The 17,992-nt window shown below is 59.1% G+C and carries 1 protein-coding gene; it reads left to right on the top strand.

The features are described 5' to 3' along the window. Window positions 1–296: 296 nt before the first annotated feature. Window positions 297–17,992, top strand: a 17,696-nt coding sequence (locus ACFFK0_RS09935; RefSeq protein WP_377470003.1) for a non-ribosomal peptide synthetase, incomplete at its 3' end; no start/stop codon positions are given.

The following is a 17,992-nucleotide window of genomic DNA, read 5'->3' as shown; positions in this document are numbered from 1 at the left end:
ACACCATCACCTACCAGAAGCTCACATCATGACCTTAGCGGAGCTAACTTGATATTCAAAATAAAAAATTCATTTGACCCACTAGAAGACGTAGTATATTGTACATATAACTGACTAGATTTACAGATAATGTATAATTTACCTCATTAATCATCTTAAAATTTCTTTAGTTTGACGCTTGGTACATTGATGCTTTTGAGCGTCACAGCTTCGAAGCGTCAGTTGAATATACAACAAAACATCATATAAACATTACAAGAAGCATACTGACCATACGAATGGAGGCTGCTGATCCGATGAATGATCTGACCTTGTATCCGCTTACTTATGCCCAAAGAAGAATTTGGTATACCGTGCAAATGTATCCGAATTCTCCGATCGCGAATTTGATGGCAACTGCTTCATTCCATACTCAAATTAACGAAAGTCTTATGCAGGAGGCAGTCAATCGCGTTATCCGGTCGAACGACGCCTTTCGGCTTCAAATGTTGGAGAGCGAGTCCGGCGAACCGATGCAGGCTCTATCTCCATTCATCCCCTACGAACTTCCGACGGTCGATCTGAGCGATGCCCCGGAGCCGGAGCATGCCGCCCAAGATTGGCTGTCGCGTCATGCAGCCGAATCGTTTCCGCTGCTGCATGCTCCGCTTTACGCTTTCACTCTGCTCAAGCTTGCCCGCGACCGGTACCGGTTGATCTTCAAACTGCATCACTTGATTACAGACGGCTACTCTCTTGCCTATACGATCAACGAAACGATGTCCGTCTATACGCAGCTGCTGGATGACAGCGATATCCCGCTTGAGGAGAAGCCGTCCTATTTGAATTATGCGGCCTCGGAGAAAGAATATGAAGCCTCCGACCGCTTCGCCAAAGACCGGCAATTTTGGATGAACGCCTTTCAAACGATTCCGGCGCCTTCCGATTTGAAGCCGTTTGACCCGTTTGCCGGCAGCTCCGCCGCCAAACAGTCCCGATACAGACTGGATGCCGAGCTTCGCGAGCAGGTGAAGGCGTTCAGCCGGGAGCAGAACCGAAGTATGTTTACGCTGTTTTTGGCGTTGTACGCCGTATATGTTCAGCAAATCACCGCGAACGACACGGTCGTGATCGGAACGAATTTTACGAACCGGACGAACCGCAAAGAGAAGACGACGATGGGCATGTTTACCAGCACGACACCGCTTCGGCTCGAGCTTCCCAGCGATGCCGGCTTCCGGTCGCTTCTCGAGGACGTCCACCGCCAGCAAATGACGATCATACGGCATCAGCGCTATCCGTTTAACTTGATCATGCAGCATGTCCGGGAGAAGGACCCTGATCTCAGCCGTATTTTTTCCATTTCGATTCAGTATCAGGTCATTGAGACCGATTATTTCGAAGCGCTTCGCAACGAAACCGATTATGTGTTCTCCGGCCATGAGGCCGACGACCTCGTCATCAATATCAAGGAGTGGCATGAAACCGGCGAAATTGACATCAACTACGAGTTCCGGACGGATGTGTTTACGGACGAAGACATTCGCGTCGTACACCGCCGTGTGATTCATATTCTGAAGCAGGCGATGCAGAATGACGGGATTCCGATATCGGAATATGAACTGTGCGATCCGGCCGAAAGGGTACAACTGCAAAGCTTCCAGCCGAATCCGAATCCCGATCCGATCGATATGACTTTCCACGAACGCTTTGAGCGGCTGGCAGCACAAGATCCTGAGAGGATCGCTCTCGTATTTGAAGGTGTCGAATGGACGTACGGGGAGCTTGACCGCAGAGCGAACCGATTGGCTCATCTGCTGCTGTCGAACGGGCTGAACCCGGAAGACCGCGTCGGCATTCTCCTGAACCGCTCACCACTGATGGCGGCATGTATTTTAGCGGTATGGAAAGCCGGCGGCGCGTATATCCCGATAGATCCGGCGTATCCGGCGAAGCGTGTCGAGCAAATCGTCCGTGATGCGCAGGCGGCGCTGCTGTTCACCGAATCATCCCAGATTGCGGGGGAGCTTAGCGATGTCGACGCATGGACTTCTGTATTGAAGCTGGACATGCTGGGGCCGGACATCGAAGCGATGAGCAGCGCGCATCCGGGCGTCCGTGCCGACCTGGGGCGATTAGCCTATGTGATCTATACTTCAGGCTCCACGGGACGGCCTAAGGGAGCGATGGTCGAGCATATGGGGATGATGAACCATTTGCTTGCAAAGGTCGAAGATCTTCGGATTACGGAGCACAGCGTCATCGCACAAAATGCTTCGCACTGCTTCGACATCTCCGTATGGCAAATGTTTGCTGCGCTCTGTACCGGCGGCAAAACGGTCATCTACAGCAATGACGATGTGTTGAAGCCGGAGCAGTTTCTCGCTCAAGTCGACCGGGACGGGGTGACGGTGCTGGAGGTCGTCCCATCGTACCTGGCCGTTATGCTGGATGTGCAGGGCAAGAGCCGTTTGCCGAATTTGCGGCACTTGATTTCAACCGGCGAAGCGTTAAAACGTAATGTCGCCGAACGTTGGTTCCGTCAGTATCCGCATATTCCGCTGGTGAACGCCTATGGACCTACGGAAGCTTCGGACGACATTACGCATTATGTCATGAACGAAGCGCCTGTTTACGAAACGGTTCCGGTCGGAAGACCGGTACGGGGGTTCCGCATCTATATTGTGGACCGCTTCGGGCGCATGTGTCCGGTCGGTGTGAAAGGCGAAATTTGGGTGTCTGGCGTCGGTGTCGGGCGAGGCTATCTATACGATCCGGATCGCACCGCTGCTGCGTTCGGGGAAGATCCGTTCAGCGGGGAGCCGGGCCGCAGACTGTATAAGACGGGCGATTTGGGCTGCTGGCTGGCGGATGGGTTCATTGAATTTTACGGCAGGATCGACCATCAGGTGAAGGTGCGGGGCTATCGCATCGAGCTCGGTGAAATCGACAATACGCTCGCGGACCATCCCGCCGTTTCGGAAGCGGTCACCATCGATTATGCCGACGCTCAAGGAAACGTTTCGCTAGCCGCCTACTACACGTCGATGCAGGAGCTCTCGCCTGCGGAGCTGAAAGCGTATGTGGCGGAGCGTCTGCCTTATTATATGATTCCAGCCAGCATCGTAGCGCTGGAAGCGATGCCCGTTACGCCGAACGGCAAAATCGACCGGAAGGCGCTGCCGAAGCCGGAGCCGGCTTCCCGCAGCAGGGACGAGCACATCGGTGCTGAGCTTCGAACGAATGAGGAAAAGCTGGCCGCCGAAGTGTGGACAAGCGTGCTGGGCGTACCGGTGTTCTCGGCTTCGGACCATTTTTTTGAGCTGGGCGGCGATTCGATCAAAGCGTTAAAAATAGCGGCCCGCCTGCAGCAGCATGGCTGGAAGCTCGATATGAAGGACGTGTTCCAGTATCCGGTGCTCGCGATGCAGGCCGCCCGTCTGACCCGGATCGGCGGCGCTGCCGGGCAGCAATCTGTTGAAGGACATATTATGCCGAGTCCGGGACAGCTGGAGCTGCTTGCAGGCGGACCCAACGGTTTGCCGGCCGTAACTTATGAATACAGGGAGCTTCCGTTTGCGGAGCGGCTTGAAGAGCAGCACGTCATTCAAGCGATGGACGCGCTGCTCCGGCATCATGATGCGCTTCGGGTGACGTTCCGTCAGGAGAACGGGCGGCTCGTTCAATACAATCGCGGCGTTTCGGACGCACCTCGCAGCCGGGATGTATGGTATCGGCTGGATACGGTGGAAATGTCCGGAATCGAGGACAGCTCTGTGGTGCAAGAGAAAGCCCGGCTTGCGCGTCATCAATCGTTATCTTCAATCGAGCATGATTGGCAGGAGCCGCTTATTCGCGTGCTGCTCATTCACTCCGGGCAGGGCAGCCATCTGCAGCTCTACATACACCGGCTTCTGGTCGACGAAAAAACCTGGCAGCTCCTGCTCTCGGATATCCGCACCGGACTGATGCAAGCCATACTGCGCCAGCCTGTCGAATTTGCGGCGAAAACGGGAGCGTTCCGGGATTGGTCGAATTCGGTTCATAACTGGTACGAGGGGGGCATGCAGCAGAAGGAGCTGTCGTACTGGCGTGCCGTCGAGCAATCGGCGATTGCGGCGGTGTCCGCCGTACATGGAGTATCGGCTGAATCGGCGGTAACGGCAGAGCAGGCTGATTCGGCTCTGGAGGCTGTAGTTCCGGCCATGCCGGGAAGCGGCACGGTATCTCCAATGATGCTTCAATGGAGCGAAGAGGAAACGAGACGAATGCTTGCAGCCGCTTCGGCAGCATACGGCATGACGCTTGAGGAATTGCTGCTGGCCGCACTGGGGCTGGCACTGAAGCTGGGGACGGGCCGCAGCCGTTTCACGGTCATGCTCGAAGGAGACGGCCGGGAAGCGTGGAGCAAAGCAGGAGACGTATCCCGCACGTCCGGCTGCTTCCGTTATTCGTACCCGCATGTTCTGGATGCTGCGCATTGCGATGAGCTTGCTGCGTTCCTGCCTCAAGTGAAGGAGGAACTGCGGAGGGTTCCGAATAGAGGGTTAGGCTGGGAGCTTTATTCGGATATCGTACGCCGTTCGGAAAGCACGGAGCACCGTTCGAAACTTCAGCCGGATGTCGCATTCGCCTTCGCCGGAGAGGTGGATTCCGAAGCAAGGGCTGTGTTGGACGGGGACTATCGGTACGGTTCCGCACCGGCGATGCGCGTGTATACAGCCGGAGGACGGCTGGAAGCGGCTGCGTCAAGCTGGCCGTTGGCGGCGAACGAAGGTTCGATTCCGCTTGCTTCGTTCACCGAGCTGTTCCGGGCCAGCTTGGCGCATGTGACGGCTCACTGCGCGGAGCTCGGCGAGCGGCGGCGGACTCCTTCGGATTTCGGAAGCCATGGACTGCTGCCGCCCGATTTTGCCCGAGTTCAAGACTTTCTGCAGGAAAAGCTCCCCAGCGCGGAAATCGAAAGATTGTACCCGATGACTCCGCTGCAAGAGGCGATGCTGTTCTATAAGCATTTACACCCCGAATCGGAAATGTACACGGAGCAGCTCGTCTTTACGCTGGAAGGCATACTGAATATCGAAGCGTTTCATGCGGCTGTTCAAGGTATCGTCGACCGCTACGCAAGCTTGCGTACGGTGTTCGTTCCGGCTGTGGGAAGCCGGCCGCTTCAGCTCGTCGTCAAGTCGCGTAAAGCCGTAGGAACGGCGATGTCCGTGATGCACGTGCCGGAAGAGGAACGGATGGAGACCGCTATGCGCATTATTGCCGAAGAGCGCGCGAACGGCTTCGATTTGACCCGTGACCTGCCGGTTCGATATACAATCGTGCAGGTTGGCGAAAGCACATGGAAGATCGCATGGACTCACCATCACATTGTGATGGACGGCTGGTGCCTAAGCTTGCTGATGAACGATTTGTTCCGGCTGTATATGCAGGCTGTCCACGGTATGCCCGCCGAGCTGGAACCGGCCGTCCCTTACGAGCGGTTCATCTCTTGGCTGGAGGAGCAGCATCCGCACGAGGCTAAGGCGTATTGGAAATCGGCGCTGGAGGGCTTCGAGCAGCAAACCGGCGTGCCGAAACGCTCCGGATACACGGGTTTGGAAGGCTACGAGCTCGCCGAACGCGCAAGCCGCCTAAACCGGGAGACGACACGGAAGCTGGAGCGCCTTGCCCATCGTTACGGCGCGACGCTGCATCAGCTGCTTCAGGCGGCTTGGGCCGTCGTTCTGGCCAAATACAATCAGGTGACCGACGTTGTCTTCGGCCATGTCGTATCGGGGCGCCCTGCCGAATTGTCCGGTGTGGACCGCATGGTCGGATTGTTTATCAATACGGTGCCGGTTCGGGTACGGATGGACCGCGGGCGGCCGTTCAGCGACATCCTGCGCAGCGTGCGGGATCAAGCATTGGCGACTGGGGGACGCTACGATCATGAGCCGCTGACGAACATTCAGGCGCTAACGGACATGCAGCAGGGGTTGATCGATCATCTGTTGGTGCTGGAAAATGTAACCGTCGACCGCGAGGAGCTTCAGCGCGCGTTTAACCCGGCGGAGATCGGCTTCACAATCGGCGAATTCGCTTCGTTCGAGCAGACGAACTACGATTTGAACATCATAATAGTTCCGGGCGAAGAGCTGCTCGTCAAATGCAATTATAACGCGCTTGCATACGAGCAAGGCGTCATTGAAAGAATCAGCGGACATTGGTTCCATGTGCTGGAGCAAATTGCGGCGGAGCCGGAGCTGCGGCTGGCGGACATTCGTTTGGCGACGGACGCGGAACGTCAGCTTACGGTTTATGACTTCAACCGTACGTACCGCACATATCGGGACAATACGACGCTGCACGGGTGGTTCGAAGAGAAGGCCGCACAGCAGCCTGAAGCAATCGCGCTCATTTGCGAGGGCCGTTCGCTGACGTATGCGGAGCTGAACGAGGAGGCGAACCGGCTCGCTCATTATTTGAAGCGGCTCGGCGCCGGCTGCGGCGATTTCGTCGGAATGGTGATGGAACGTTCCGAGCGGCTGATCGCCGGATTGCTGGGTATTCTAAAGGCGGGCGCGGCGTACGTGCCGTTCGAGCCTGATTTTCCGGCAGGGCGGATCGCTCATATTTGCGGCACACTGGGCATTCGAGTTATGGTAACGACTTCCGAGCTTAAGCCGCTGATGGACGACGTCGCCGCCGAGCTGCAGCACCCGCTTACAGTCGTTCGTTCGGACAAAGAGCTAAATTCGTCGCTGCCTGCGGCCAATTTGCCGATGCAAGCATGTGCCGACGATTACGCTTATGCCATCTTTACTTCCGGCTCGACCGGCACGCCGAAGGGGGTGCTCGTACGGCACAAGCCGGTCTTGAACCTGATCGATTGGGCATTGCGCACATTCGGGTTCGGGCCAGGCGACCGGGTTTTGTTCGTCACGTCCGTTTGCTTCGACTTGTCTGTCTTCGATATTTTCGGCATGCTGGCGGCAGGGGGCTCGGTTCATATAGCCAGCCGAACGGATGTGAAGGAGCCCGGCTTGCTGCTGGAATTGCTGCGTACGGAGCCGATCACGTTCTGGGATTCCGCTCCGGCGGCGCTCGGACAGCTTGTGCCCTACATGGAGCGCATGGAGGAGCCGGTCACGGACAGCAAGCTGAGAATCGTCTTCCAGAGCGGAGACTGGATCCCGCTGGCGCTGCCTCCGGCGGTGAAACGGGTATTCCCGTCGGCTCAGGTGATCGCCTTGGGCGGAGCTACGGAAGCGGCGGTATGGTCGAACTTCCATGAAGTCGGCGAGATCGATCCGGCGTGGACCAGCATCCCTTATGGACGTCCGATTCAGAACGCTTATTACTATATTTTGGATGGGGAGCTGCAGCCATGCCCGATCGGAGTGCCGGGGGAGCTGTATATCGGAGGGGAATGCCTGGCGGCCGGCTATCACGATCCGGAGCTGACCCGAGCCAGCTTCCTGCCCGATCCGTTCATGGACGCTCCCGGCGCGCGCATGTACCGGACCGGCGACCGGGCGCGCTTCGGCGAGGACGGCGTCATTGAGTTTCTCGGCAGGATCGATCATCAAGTCAAAATTCACGGCTATCGGATCGAATTGGGCGAGATCCAGGTCCAGCTATCGGGCGTCGAACATGTGAAGGACGTCATTGTCGTCGACCGCAAGGATCGGCAGGGGCATGCCGTTCTCTGCGCATATTTCACGGCGGCGCGTCCAATCGAAGCGAAAGAGCTGCGGGAAGCGTTGTCCGCCGTGCTGCCGGCCTATATGATTCCTGCGTACTTCTTGCAGCTGGATAAGCTCCCGGTTACGGCAAACGGCAAAATCGACCGGAAGGCGCTGCCCGATCCGCTGGAAAGCGTACGCTCCGATACGGTCTATGAACCGCCGGCTAGTGAAACGGAGCGCCTGCTTGCCGCGATTTGGGAAGAGGTGCTGGAAATCGAGCGGGTCGGTGTCAACGATTCGTTCCTGGAGCTGGGCGGCCATTCGCTCAAGGCCCAAATGCTGATGCTGCGGATCCAGCAGGCGCTGCATGTCGACGTGCCGCTTCGCGAGCTGCTGCGCCGTTCGACCGTGCGCGAGCTGGCCGCATTCGTCGACACGCTCGGGAGAACCGAGCATGAACTTATTCCGGCGCTCGAAGCGCGTGACGGCTACGAGCTGTCTCCGGCGCAGCGACGGTTGTATTTCATTCATGAGCTGGATCGAAGCAGTACAGCTTACAATATGCCGGGCTATCTGCTGCTGGAAGGAGAGCTGGACCGCGGTCGGCTGGAAGAAGCGCTGAGGGCGCTGTTCCGGGTGCATGAATCGCTGCGTACTTCGTTCGCTCTCGTAGACGGCGTGCCAGTGCAGCGGATCCATGAGCATGTGGAGCCGGAGTTTGCTTGGTTTGAATGTGAAGAGGAGGGACTTGAAGCAATAATTCGTGACTATGTGCAGCCGTTTGATCTCGCGGAAGCTCCGCTTGCCCGGTTTGCCATAGTAAGAGTGAACGAGCGGAAGCACGTGCTTCTTGCGGACATGCATCATATCGTTTCGGACGGCGTGTCCGTCTCCATCGTGCTGCGCCATATTGCGGAGCTGTACGAGGGGCGGGAGCCTGCACCGCAGCGTGTGCAATATAAGGAATTTGCGGCTTGGCAAAACAAGCGGAACGAACATCCGGTCATGGAGCTGCATCGGGATTACTGGCTGGATCGTTTCCGAGGCGAGCTGCAAACCGCCGAACTTCCAACGGATTATTCGCGCCCGGCAGTTCGTTCGTTCGAGGGCGATGAGCTGAGCTTCACGGCGGAAGCCGAGCTCGTTCGCAAGCTGATGCAGCTGTCGTCGGATACGGGAGCGACCTTGTATACGGTGCTGATGGCGGCATTCCACGTTCTGCTTGCCAAGCAAACGGGGCAGGACGACATTGTAGTCGGCACGCCTTTCGCCGGACGGGCGCATGAGGAGCTGGACTCGGTTGTCGGCATGTTCGTCAATACGCTGCCGATCCGTTCCGTACCATCAGCGGACAAAGTTTTTAACGATTACTTGATGGAAATGAAGGAAGCCGTTCTGGGAGCGTACGAGCACCAGGAATATCCGCTGGAAGAGCTGCTGGACCGGCTGCAGCTGCCACGGGATGTAAGCCGCAACCCGCTGTTCGACCATGTATTCGCACTGCAAAATTATGACGTTCAGGCGCTGCGCATGGGCGATCTGTCGGTTACGCCGTATGCATCCAAGAGCCGGAAAGCGAAGTTCGATCTGACGCTGGAAGCGTTCCATGACGGCGATCGGCTCCGCTTCCAAGTGGAATATGCGGCGGGCCTGTTTAAGCGGGCGACGATACGCCGTTTGTCCGGACACTTCCTGCATGTGCTGGAGCAAATCGCTGCAAACCGGTTGCTCCGCATTGGAGAGATAGAACTGATCACCGAACGGGAAAAGGCTCAGGTGCTGACCGCGTTTAACGTGCCGATGCAGACCGAACCGGGCTCCCGCAGCATCGGCGAGCTGTTTGAGATGCAGGTACGAGCTGCACCGGATCGAATCGCTGTATCTTACCGTGGGGAAGAGCTGACTTACCGAGAGCTGAATGAGCGGTCGAACCGGCTGGCGCGTACGCTGCGGGAGCGGGGGGCTGCACCGAATACGCCGGTTGCACTGCTGTTCCAGCGCTCCGTCGAGATGGTCGTCGGTATTCTCGGCGTATTGAAAGCCGGGGCCGCTTACGTGCCGATCGATCCGGCGTATCCGGAGGAACGAATCGCCTATATGCTGGCCGACAGCGGAGCCCGGCTGGTGCTGACGCATGAACGGGTCGTTTGTCCGGCGCTGGAATCGTATGACGGAGTCCCATTGCGGCTCGATGATGAGCGGACTTATGATGCCGACGGTACGGATTTGGAGACTATTAATGACGTTAATGATGCAGCTTATATCATCTACACGTCCGGAACGACAGGGCAGCCGAAGGGTACGCGGTTAACCCACGACAATGTAGCGCATATCGTTTTGGATACGAATTATATCGATATCACAGCCGAAGACCGGGTTCTGCAATTCTCGAACTATGCTTTCGACGGGTCCGTGTTCGATCTGTTCGGTGCGCTGCTGAACGGGGCTGCGCTTGTCATGGTAGATGCCGATACGGTCCGGGATCTTCGGCTGCTGTCCGGCACGATTCGAAACGAACGCATCACGGTCGGTCTCATCACGACCGCACTCTTTCATATGCTTGTCGAGGAAGAGATCGAATGCTTGTCCGGTATGAGAAAAATCATTTTCGGCGGGGAAAAGGCGTCTCTTCCGCATATACGCAAGGCGCTTGACTTCCTCGGGCCGGATAAGCTCATCAACGCCTATGGACCGACGGAAACGACGATCCTGGCGGCATTCCATGCCGTCAACGAGCTGAAGCCCGAGGCCCAGTCCGTGCCGATCGGCGTTCCGGTGCGCGGGATGAAGCTCTATGTCGTCGATGCGCAGATGGCGCTGCAGCCAGTGCTCGTTCCGGGCGAGCTGTGCATTGCCGGCAGAGGCCTAGGTTTAGGCTACTGGAACAAGCCGGAGCTGACGGCAGAGAGATTCGTTCCCTGCCCGTTCGAACCCGGTACGGTGATGTACCGGACGGGGGACCTCGTAAGATGGCTGCCGGACGGCACGCTGGAATATTTGGACCGGATGGACCAGCAGGTGAAAATCCGCGGCTTCCGCATCGAGCTGAGCGAAATCGAGAACCGCCTGCTGGCTCTCGGCCGCGTTCGCGAGGCGGCGGTGCTGGCCCGCAAAGACGGGCAAGGGCACACGTATTTATGCGCCTACTACGTCGCCGATGCCGAGCTGACGGCAGCCGAGCTGCGCGACGATTTGGGCCGGCATGTACCGGATTATATGATTCCCGCCCAGTTCGTGCAGCTGCAGCGGATGCCGATTACCGCCAACGGCAAGCTCGACCGCAAAGCGCTGCCGGAGCCGGAGGCTTCAGGACTGCGCGAAACGGCTTATGCGCCGCCACGCAGCCTGGCGGAGCGGCAGCTTGCGGATATTTGGTCGCAGCTGCTTGGCGCTTCTGTCGGCATCGACGATCATTTCTTCCACCGGGGCGGCGATTCGATCAAAGCGATCCAAGTATCGTCCCGCTTGCATAAGCTCGGCTTGCAGATGGAGATGAAGCAGCTGTTCTTGACGCCGACGATCCGCCATTTGGCACCGCATCTGAAGCAGCTCAGGCTTACGGCGTCTCAGGAGCCGGTGCAGGGCGACGTTCCCCTCGGACCGATCCAAAGCTGGTTTGCCGGACAACGGTTTACCGACGCGCATCATTTCAACCAGTCGGTTATGCTGTACCGTGCGGAAGGCTTTGAGGCGGAGGCTGTGTTCGCAGCTTGGTCGAAGCTGCTGGAGCATCACGATGCGCTGCGCTGCGTGTTCCATGAGCGCGAAGAGACGTTGTCGGCATATGTGCAAGAGGTTCGCCAAGCCCAGCTTGGTTGGGAGGTCGTCGAACTGTCCGGGCTGGAACCGGGGCTATGCGGCCAAGCGATCGAGCGGAAAGCCGAAGCGCTGCAAACGGGCTTCAATCTGCATAGAGGTCCGCTTGTACGGCTTGCCTTGTTCCGGACGGCGGCGGGCGATCATTTGCTGATTGTCATTCACCATTTGGTCGTAGACGGCGTATCGTGGCGAATTTTGCTGGATGATTTTGCATCGTTATATGACTTGGCTGTGCAGCGGAAAAGCTTGGAGCTCCCGCCCAAAACACATTCGTACCGGGATTGGGCGGCGGCCGTTCACAGCTGGGCCGGAAGCGAAGAGCTGCTTGGGGAAATTCCATACTGGCTCGAGCAGGAAAGAACGGCACTCACACCGCTGCCACGTGTCCGCACATCGTCGCGGTCTGCCATCGGCCGCTCCTCGCAGCTGGTCGTCACGCTCTCCAAAGAGCATACCGCTGCGCTGACGACGGCCGCTCATCGCGCTTATCGTACGGAGACGAACGATTTGCTGCTGTCCGCGTTAGCGTATGCGGCTGCCGCCTGGAGCGGCGGCGAGCGGATCGGCGTTTGGCTGGAGGGACACGGCCGGGAGCAGGTCATTGCTGCCAATGAGCTGGATGTGACAAGAACGGTCGGCTGGTTTACGGCGCTGTATCCGGTAATTCTGCCGGCGGGGCTGGAGCTGCCGCCCGGCGAACGGATCAAAGCGGTGAAGGAAACGCTGCGGTCCGTACCGCACAAGGGAATCGGCTATGGAGCGCTTCGCTTCCTGGCGGACCGGGCGACGCTAAACGGGCTGTCGTTCCGGCTGAACCCGGAGATCGGTTTTAACTATTTGGGCGATTTGGATGCGGCTTTCGCGGAAGGCAGCGGCATCGGGCGTTCCGTCTGCAAGACCGGCCAGGAAATCAGCCCGCGCATGGAACGGCGCTATCCGCTCGACATCAACGGCTGGATCCGCGACGATCAGCTGACGTTTGCGCTCGATTACGATTCTTCCGAGTGGGCCGAAGGCGCGGTGGAAAGCTTCGCCGATTCGTTCCTGCAGCAGCTGGCTGCTCTGCTGGAGCACTGCGCCGGGAAGGGACGAAGCGAGCTGACGCCAAGCGACCTGAGCTCCGTTCGTATCGGGCAAGTCGCGCTGGAGCAATTGTATGCTTCGCTGCCTGCCGCCGTGGAGCTGACCGACGCCTACACGCTATCGCCGCTGCAGGAAGGGCTTCTTCTTGAAGCGCAGCTGAACCCTGATTCCGAGGCATATTTCCAGCAGCTGACGCTATCGCTGGAAGGCGGCGTTCGCGCCGATTGGCTGGAGCAAGGCCTGGATTTGCTGATCGCGCGTCACGATATATTCCGTACGATTTTCCGTCATGACACTGAACAAACGCCGCTGCAGGCTGTACTGGCAGCCCGTACGGTACCGAAGCTTGAGCTGGTGGATTACAGCGCATGGACTGCCGAAGAAGCGGCAGCAGCCGTTGCGAGTTACGAACAGGCCGAACGGAAGCGCGGCTTCGCCATGGACAGAGAGACGCCGATGAGGGTCGCATTGATCCGTACCGGAGACCGCTCGCATAAGCTGGTATGGAGCTTCCACCATGTGCTTCTCGACGGCTGGTGTCTCGGCATCGTGCTTCGCGAATGGTTCGAGGCATATGCGGCACTCGGGAGGAACCGGTTTGCGGAGTGGGCGGCGGCATTGGCACCCGCACCTTCGTACGGCAGCTATATCCGCTGGCTGGAGACGCAGAACCGGCAGACGGCCGCTGCTTATTGGAGCGACTATTTGAGCGGCTTCGATACGCAGACTACGCTGCCCAAAGCATCGGTTGGCCGGCAAAACGAACACGATGCTTACGGTGAGCTGACGTTTGTGCTGGACGAACAAACGACAGCGCGCCTGCATTCGATCGCAAACCGGCATGAAGTGACGTTGAGCGCGGTGTTCCAGACGCTATGGGGAGTGCTTCTGCACAAATATAACGATACGGACGACGCCGTATTCGGCAGCGTCGCCGCCGGCAGACCGCCGGAACTGGACGGCGTCGAACGGATGGTCGGGCTGTTCATCAACACGCTGCCGATGCGCGTTCGCGCCGAAGCGAATTCGACGTTTGCAAGCTTGCTGCACAATGTGGCGGAAGCGTCGATCCGCTCCCGGTCGTACGAATTTTATCCGCTCTATGAAATTCAAGCGTCGTGCGAGCTGAAGCAGCATGTGTTCGATCATGTCATTGCCTTCGAGAACTATCCGCTTGACGAAGCGGAGCTGAACAATGCCGCCGAGACGGGCTTCCGCGTGACGGGGGCGGATGCGTTCGAACGAAGCCACTATCCGCTCGCCGTCTCGGTATTCCCCGGACGGGAGCTGACGGTACGCATCGGATTCCGCCAAGGCGTATATGAACAGCGCGTCCTTGCGCGGCTTGCCGGCCATCTGGAGCGGTTGATCGAGCAGGTCGACGCCGATGCCGGTCTACCCGTTGCGGCGCTGAGCATCGTCACGGATGCGGAAGCGGCCGAGCTGGCGAAGTTTAACGATAGTGAGATACCGCAGGCGAACGATGTGACCATTCACGGGCTGTTCGAGCAGCAGGTGCTCCGCACGCCTGAAGCGAAAGCGGTGACCGACGGCGAGCGTGTCTTGTCCTTCGCGGAGCTGAACGGCCGTGCGGACCGTCTGGCTGCCGTTCTGCGCGAACGCGGCGCAGTGCAAGGCGAGCTGATCGGCTTGATGGCGGATCGGTCGATCGATACGATCGCGGCCATTCTCGGCATCCTCAAATCCGGCTGCGCCTATGTGCCGATCGATCCGGATTATCCGGAGGAGCGAATCGCCTATATGCTGCAGGACAGCGGCGTCAAGCTGCTGCTTACCGAACGGAGGCTGCTGCAGCGTGACGTCGTGCAAAGCTCCCAAGCAGCCGTTTTATGTATGGACGATGAAGGACTGTATGAGAGCGGGCCAGCTTACGTTGAGCATGAACGATACGCTGTACGGGATTCCGACCCGGCATACGTGATCTACACTTCCGGTACGACCGGCCGCCCGAAGGGAGTCATGGTGCCGCACCGCGGTATGAGCTCCTTGCTGGCTACATTCCGGGAGCGGCTGCACGTCACGGAAGAGGACCGCGTCCTGCTGTTCGCGAGCTTGTCGTTCGACGCCTCGGTGTGGGAAATGTTCATGAGCATGCTGACCGGAGCGCTGCTGTTCGTAGTGCCGAAACACATTTTGCATCATCCGGCACATCTTGAGAGCTTCATTCAACAGCACGCTATTACGGTCGCCACCTTACCGCCGACATATGCCGTTCAGCTGGCGCCGGAGCGGTCAAGCTCGCTGCGGCTGCTCATTACCGCCGGCTCCGCCTCGCCCTCCGAGCTGGTCAAAGCGTGGCAGCCGCATGTCCGCTATGTGAATGCGTACGGTCCGACGGAGTCGACCGTATGTGCGACGCTATGGGACGCCGGGGCGGCCGGAGCGCCGGTTCCGGAGCAAATCCCGATCGGACGCCCGATTGCGGGCACACAGGTGTACATCGTGGACAGGCATTTGAAGCTCGTACCGCCGGGTGTTGCAGGTGAGCTGTGCATAGCGGGCGAAGGGCTTGCCGACGGTTATTTGCACCGTCCCGACTTAACGGCGGAGAAGTTCGTGCCGCATGTGCCGGGGGGTGGCAGGCGCATGTACAGGACGGGCGATTTGGCCCGCTGGCTGCCGGACGGACAGCTCGAATATTTGGGGCGCATCGACCACCAGGTCAAAATACGCGGCTTCCGGATCGAGCTCGGCGAGATCGAAGCTCAGCTGCTGCAGCTGCCCGGCATTCGCGAAGCGGTTGTTATTGACCGCGCAGATTCGCAGGGCATCAGCTATCTGTGCGCGTATTTCACGACGGAAGGCGAGGAGCCTTCGACTGCAGAGCTGCGCAGAGGCCTGGCGAGCAAGCTGCCGGATTATATGGTGCCGGCTGCGATCATGCAGCTCGACAAGCTGCCGCTCACGCCGAACGGGAAAATCAACCGGTCCGCGCTGCCGGAGCCGGAGCTGGCTATGAGCGGCGGCTCCCCTTACGCTGCCCCGAGGAACGAAACGGAACGGCGGCTGGCGGCGCTTTGGAGCGAACTGCTGGACCGGGACGTTGCGGCCATCGGCATTGACGATCCGTTCTTCCGGCTCGGCGGACATTCGCTCAAAGCGTCGCAGCTCGCGGCTCGCATTCACCGCGATATGGGAGCGGACATGCCGCTTAAGGCTGTGTTCGAATCTCCGACGATCCGCGAGCTTGCTTCGCTCATCGATAGGGGAGACAGGCTTGCGGAAAGCGGGATCGCGCCGGCTTTGAAGCAAGCGGAATACCCTTTGTCGCCGGGGCAGAAACGAATATTTGTGCTCGAACAAATCGAAGGCGGACAAACCGCTTACAACTTGCCGTCGGTTTACCGCATCGAAGGGCAAGTGGACTCTGACCGTCTGGAGTCCGCCTTCAGGGCGATCCTTCAGCGGCATGAATCGCTGCGCACATCGTTTATCGTCCGGGATGGCGTGCCGATGCAGCGCGTTCATGAGCGGGTGAGCTTCCGGCTCATGCGTCTTGATGGGGAAGGAGGAGGCATGACGCCGGAGCGGCTGGCGGCAGCGATGATTCGTCCATTCGAGCTGCAGCAGGCGCCTTTGCTTCGGGCAGCCGTCGTACAAAACGGCTTGGAGACGCTGCTCTTCATCGATGTGCATCACATCGTGACGGACGGCATTTCCGTACAAATCTTACTGCGGGAGCTGCAGGCGCTGTATCGCGGTGACATGCTGCCGGAAGTTTCGCTGCAATACAAGGATTACAGTGTCTGGCTGAGCTCGGAGGAGCAGCAGGAGAAGCTGCAGAAGCAGCGTTCCTACTGGCTCGACCGCTTCGCCGGGGAACTGCCTGTGCTGGAGCTGCCGACCGATCGGCCGCGAACGCCGGCGCAAGACTTTGCCGGTGCCCGCATCACGCTTGCCGGCGGCCCTGAGCTGACCGACAAGATTGTCCGTCTTGCGGCCGAGACGGAGACGACGGTGTACATGGTGCTGCTCGCCGCTTTCAACGTCATGCTGGCCAAATATACGAGCCAGGACGACGTGATCGTCGGTTCGCCGGTGGCCGGCAGAACGGCTGCGGAGCTGGACGAAGTGGTCGGCATGTTTGTCGGCACGTTGGCGCTGCGCAGCGCGCCGGCCGGCGCGAAATCGGTGCGGGAGTTTTTGGCCGAAGTGAAGCGGGACACGCTTGACGCCTTCACCCATCAAGACTTCCCGTTCGAGGAGCTGGTGGAGCAGCTGCAGCTTGAACGCGATATGAGCCGGAACCCGCTGTTCGATGTAATGTTCGTCTATCAAAATATGGACATGGCGAGCATGAAGCTGGGCGAATGGCCGCTGAAGCCATGCGAGTTCGAGCACCGGGCGGCGAAGCTGGACGTGACGCTGGAAGCCTCCCACGGACAAGGCGGGCTGCAGTTTTTGTGGGAATACCGTACGAGCTTGTTCGATCAGGCGACGATCGAACGGATGGCGGGACACTTTATCCGCGTGCTGGAGCAGATGACGGATAATCCGGAGACAGCAATCGGCAGCATTTGCCTGCTGACGGGCGCCGAACGGGAGCAGCTCGCCGGCTTCTATGACGAACGGCCGGGCGACACGGCGGCGGAGCGGTCGATCCACGAGCTGTTCGAAGCGCGGGCGGCGCTCCATCCGGAACGGACGGCGCTCGTCTTCGGGCAGGAGCGTGTAACGTACGGGGAGCTGAACGAGCGGGCGAACCGGATCGCCCGGCTGCTGCTGGAGCAAGGGCTGGCGAAGGAGGACCGGGTCGGCATTATGCTGCACCGCACTCCGCTTCTGGCGGCGTGCATTCTCGCCGTCTGGAAGGCAGGCGGCGCGTATATCCCGATCGACCCGGACTATCCGGCGAACCGGACGGCGGGCATGCTCGGCGACGCCGGGGCGGCGGTGCTGCTCACGGAGTCGGTGTTCATGAGCGAGGAGCTGAGCGTGCAGCTTCATTGTACAGCGCTCGAGCTCGACCGGCTCGGCAATATGCTTGCCGAAGCGGACGGCTCGAACGTCGGGCTGCCGCACGACCCGGACCGTCTGGCGTACGTCATTTACACGTCGGGGTCGACGGGCCGTCCGAAGGGAGCGATGGTCGAGCACCGCGGAATGATGAACCACTTGACCGCCAAGGTCGAGGATTTGCAGGTGAACGAACACAGCATTATCGCCCAGAACGCGTCGCACTGCTTCGATATTTCGGTATGGCAGCTCTTCACGTCGCTTACGCTCGGCGGCCAGACCGTCATCTATCCGAACGAGCTGATCCTGCGGCCGGACGATCTGCTGCAAAGCGTCATTGCCGACGGTGTTACCGTGCTAGAGGTCGTACCATCGTATCTTGCCGTACTGCTCGATCATCTGGAATCCTCCCCGGTGCCGCTGCCAAGCCTGACGGTTCTTGTCGCCACCGGCGAGGC

This window comes from Paenibacillus chartarius (assembly GCF_042432825.1).
GTDB classification, from domain to species: Bacteria; Bacillota; Bacilli; order Paenibacillales; family NBRC-103111; genus Gordoniibacillus; species Gordoniibacillus chartarius.
This window is presented reverse-complemented; position numbering and strand designations above follow the sequence as displayed.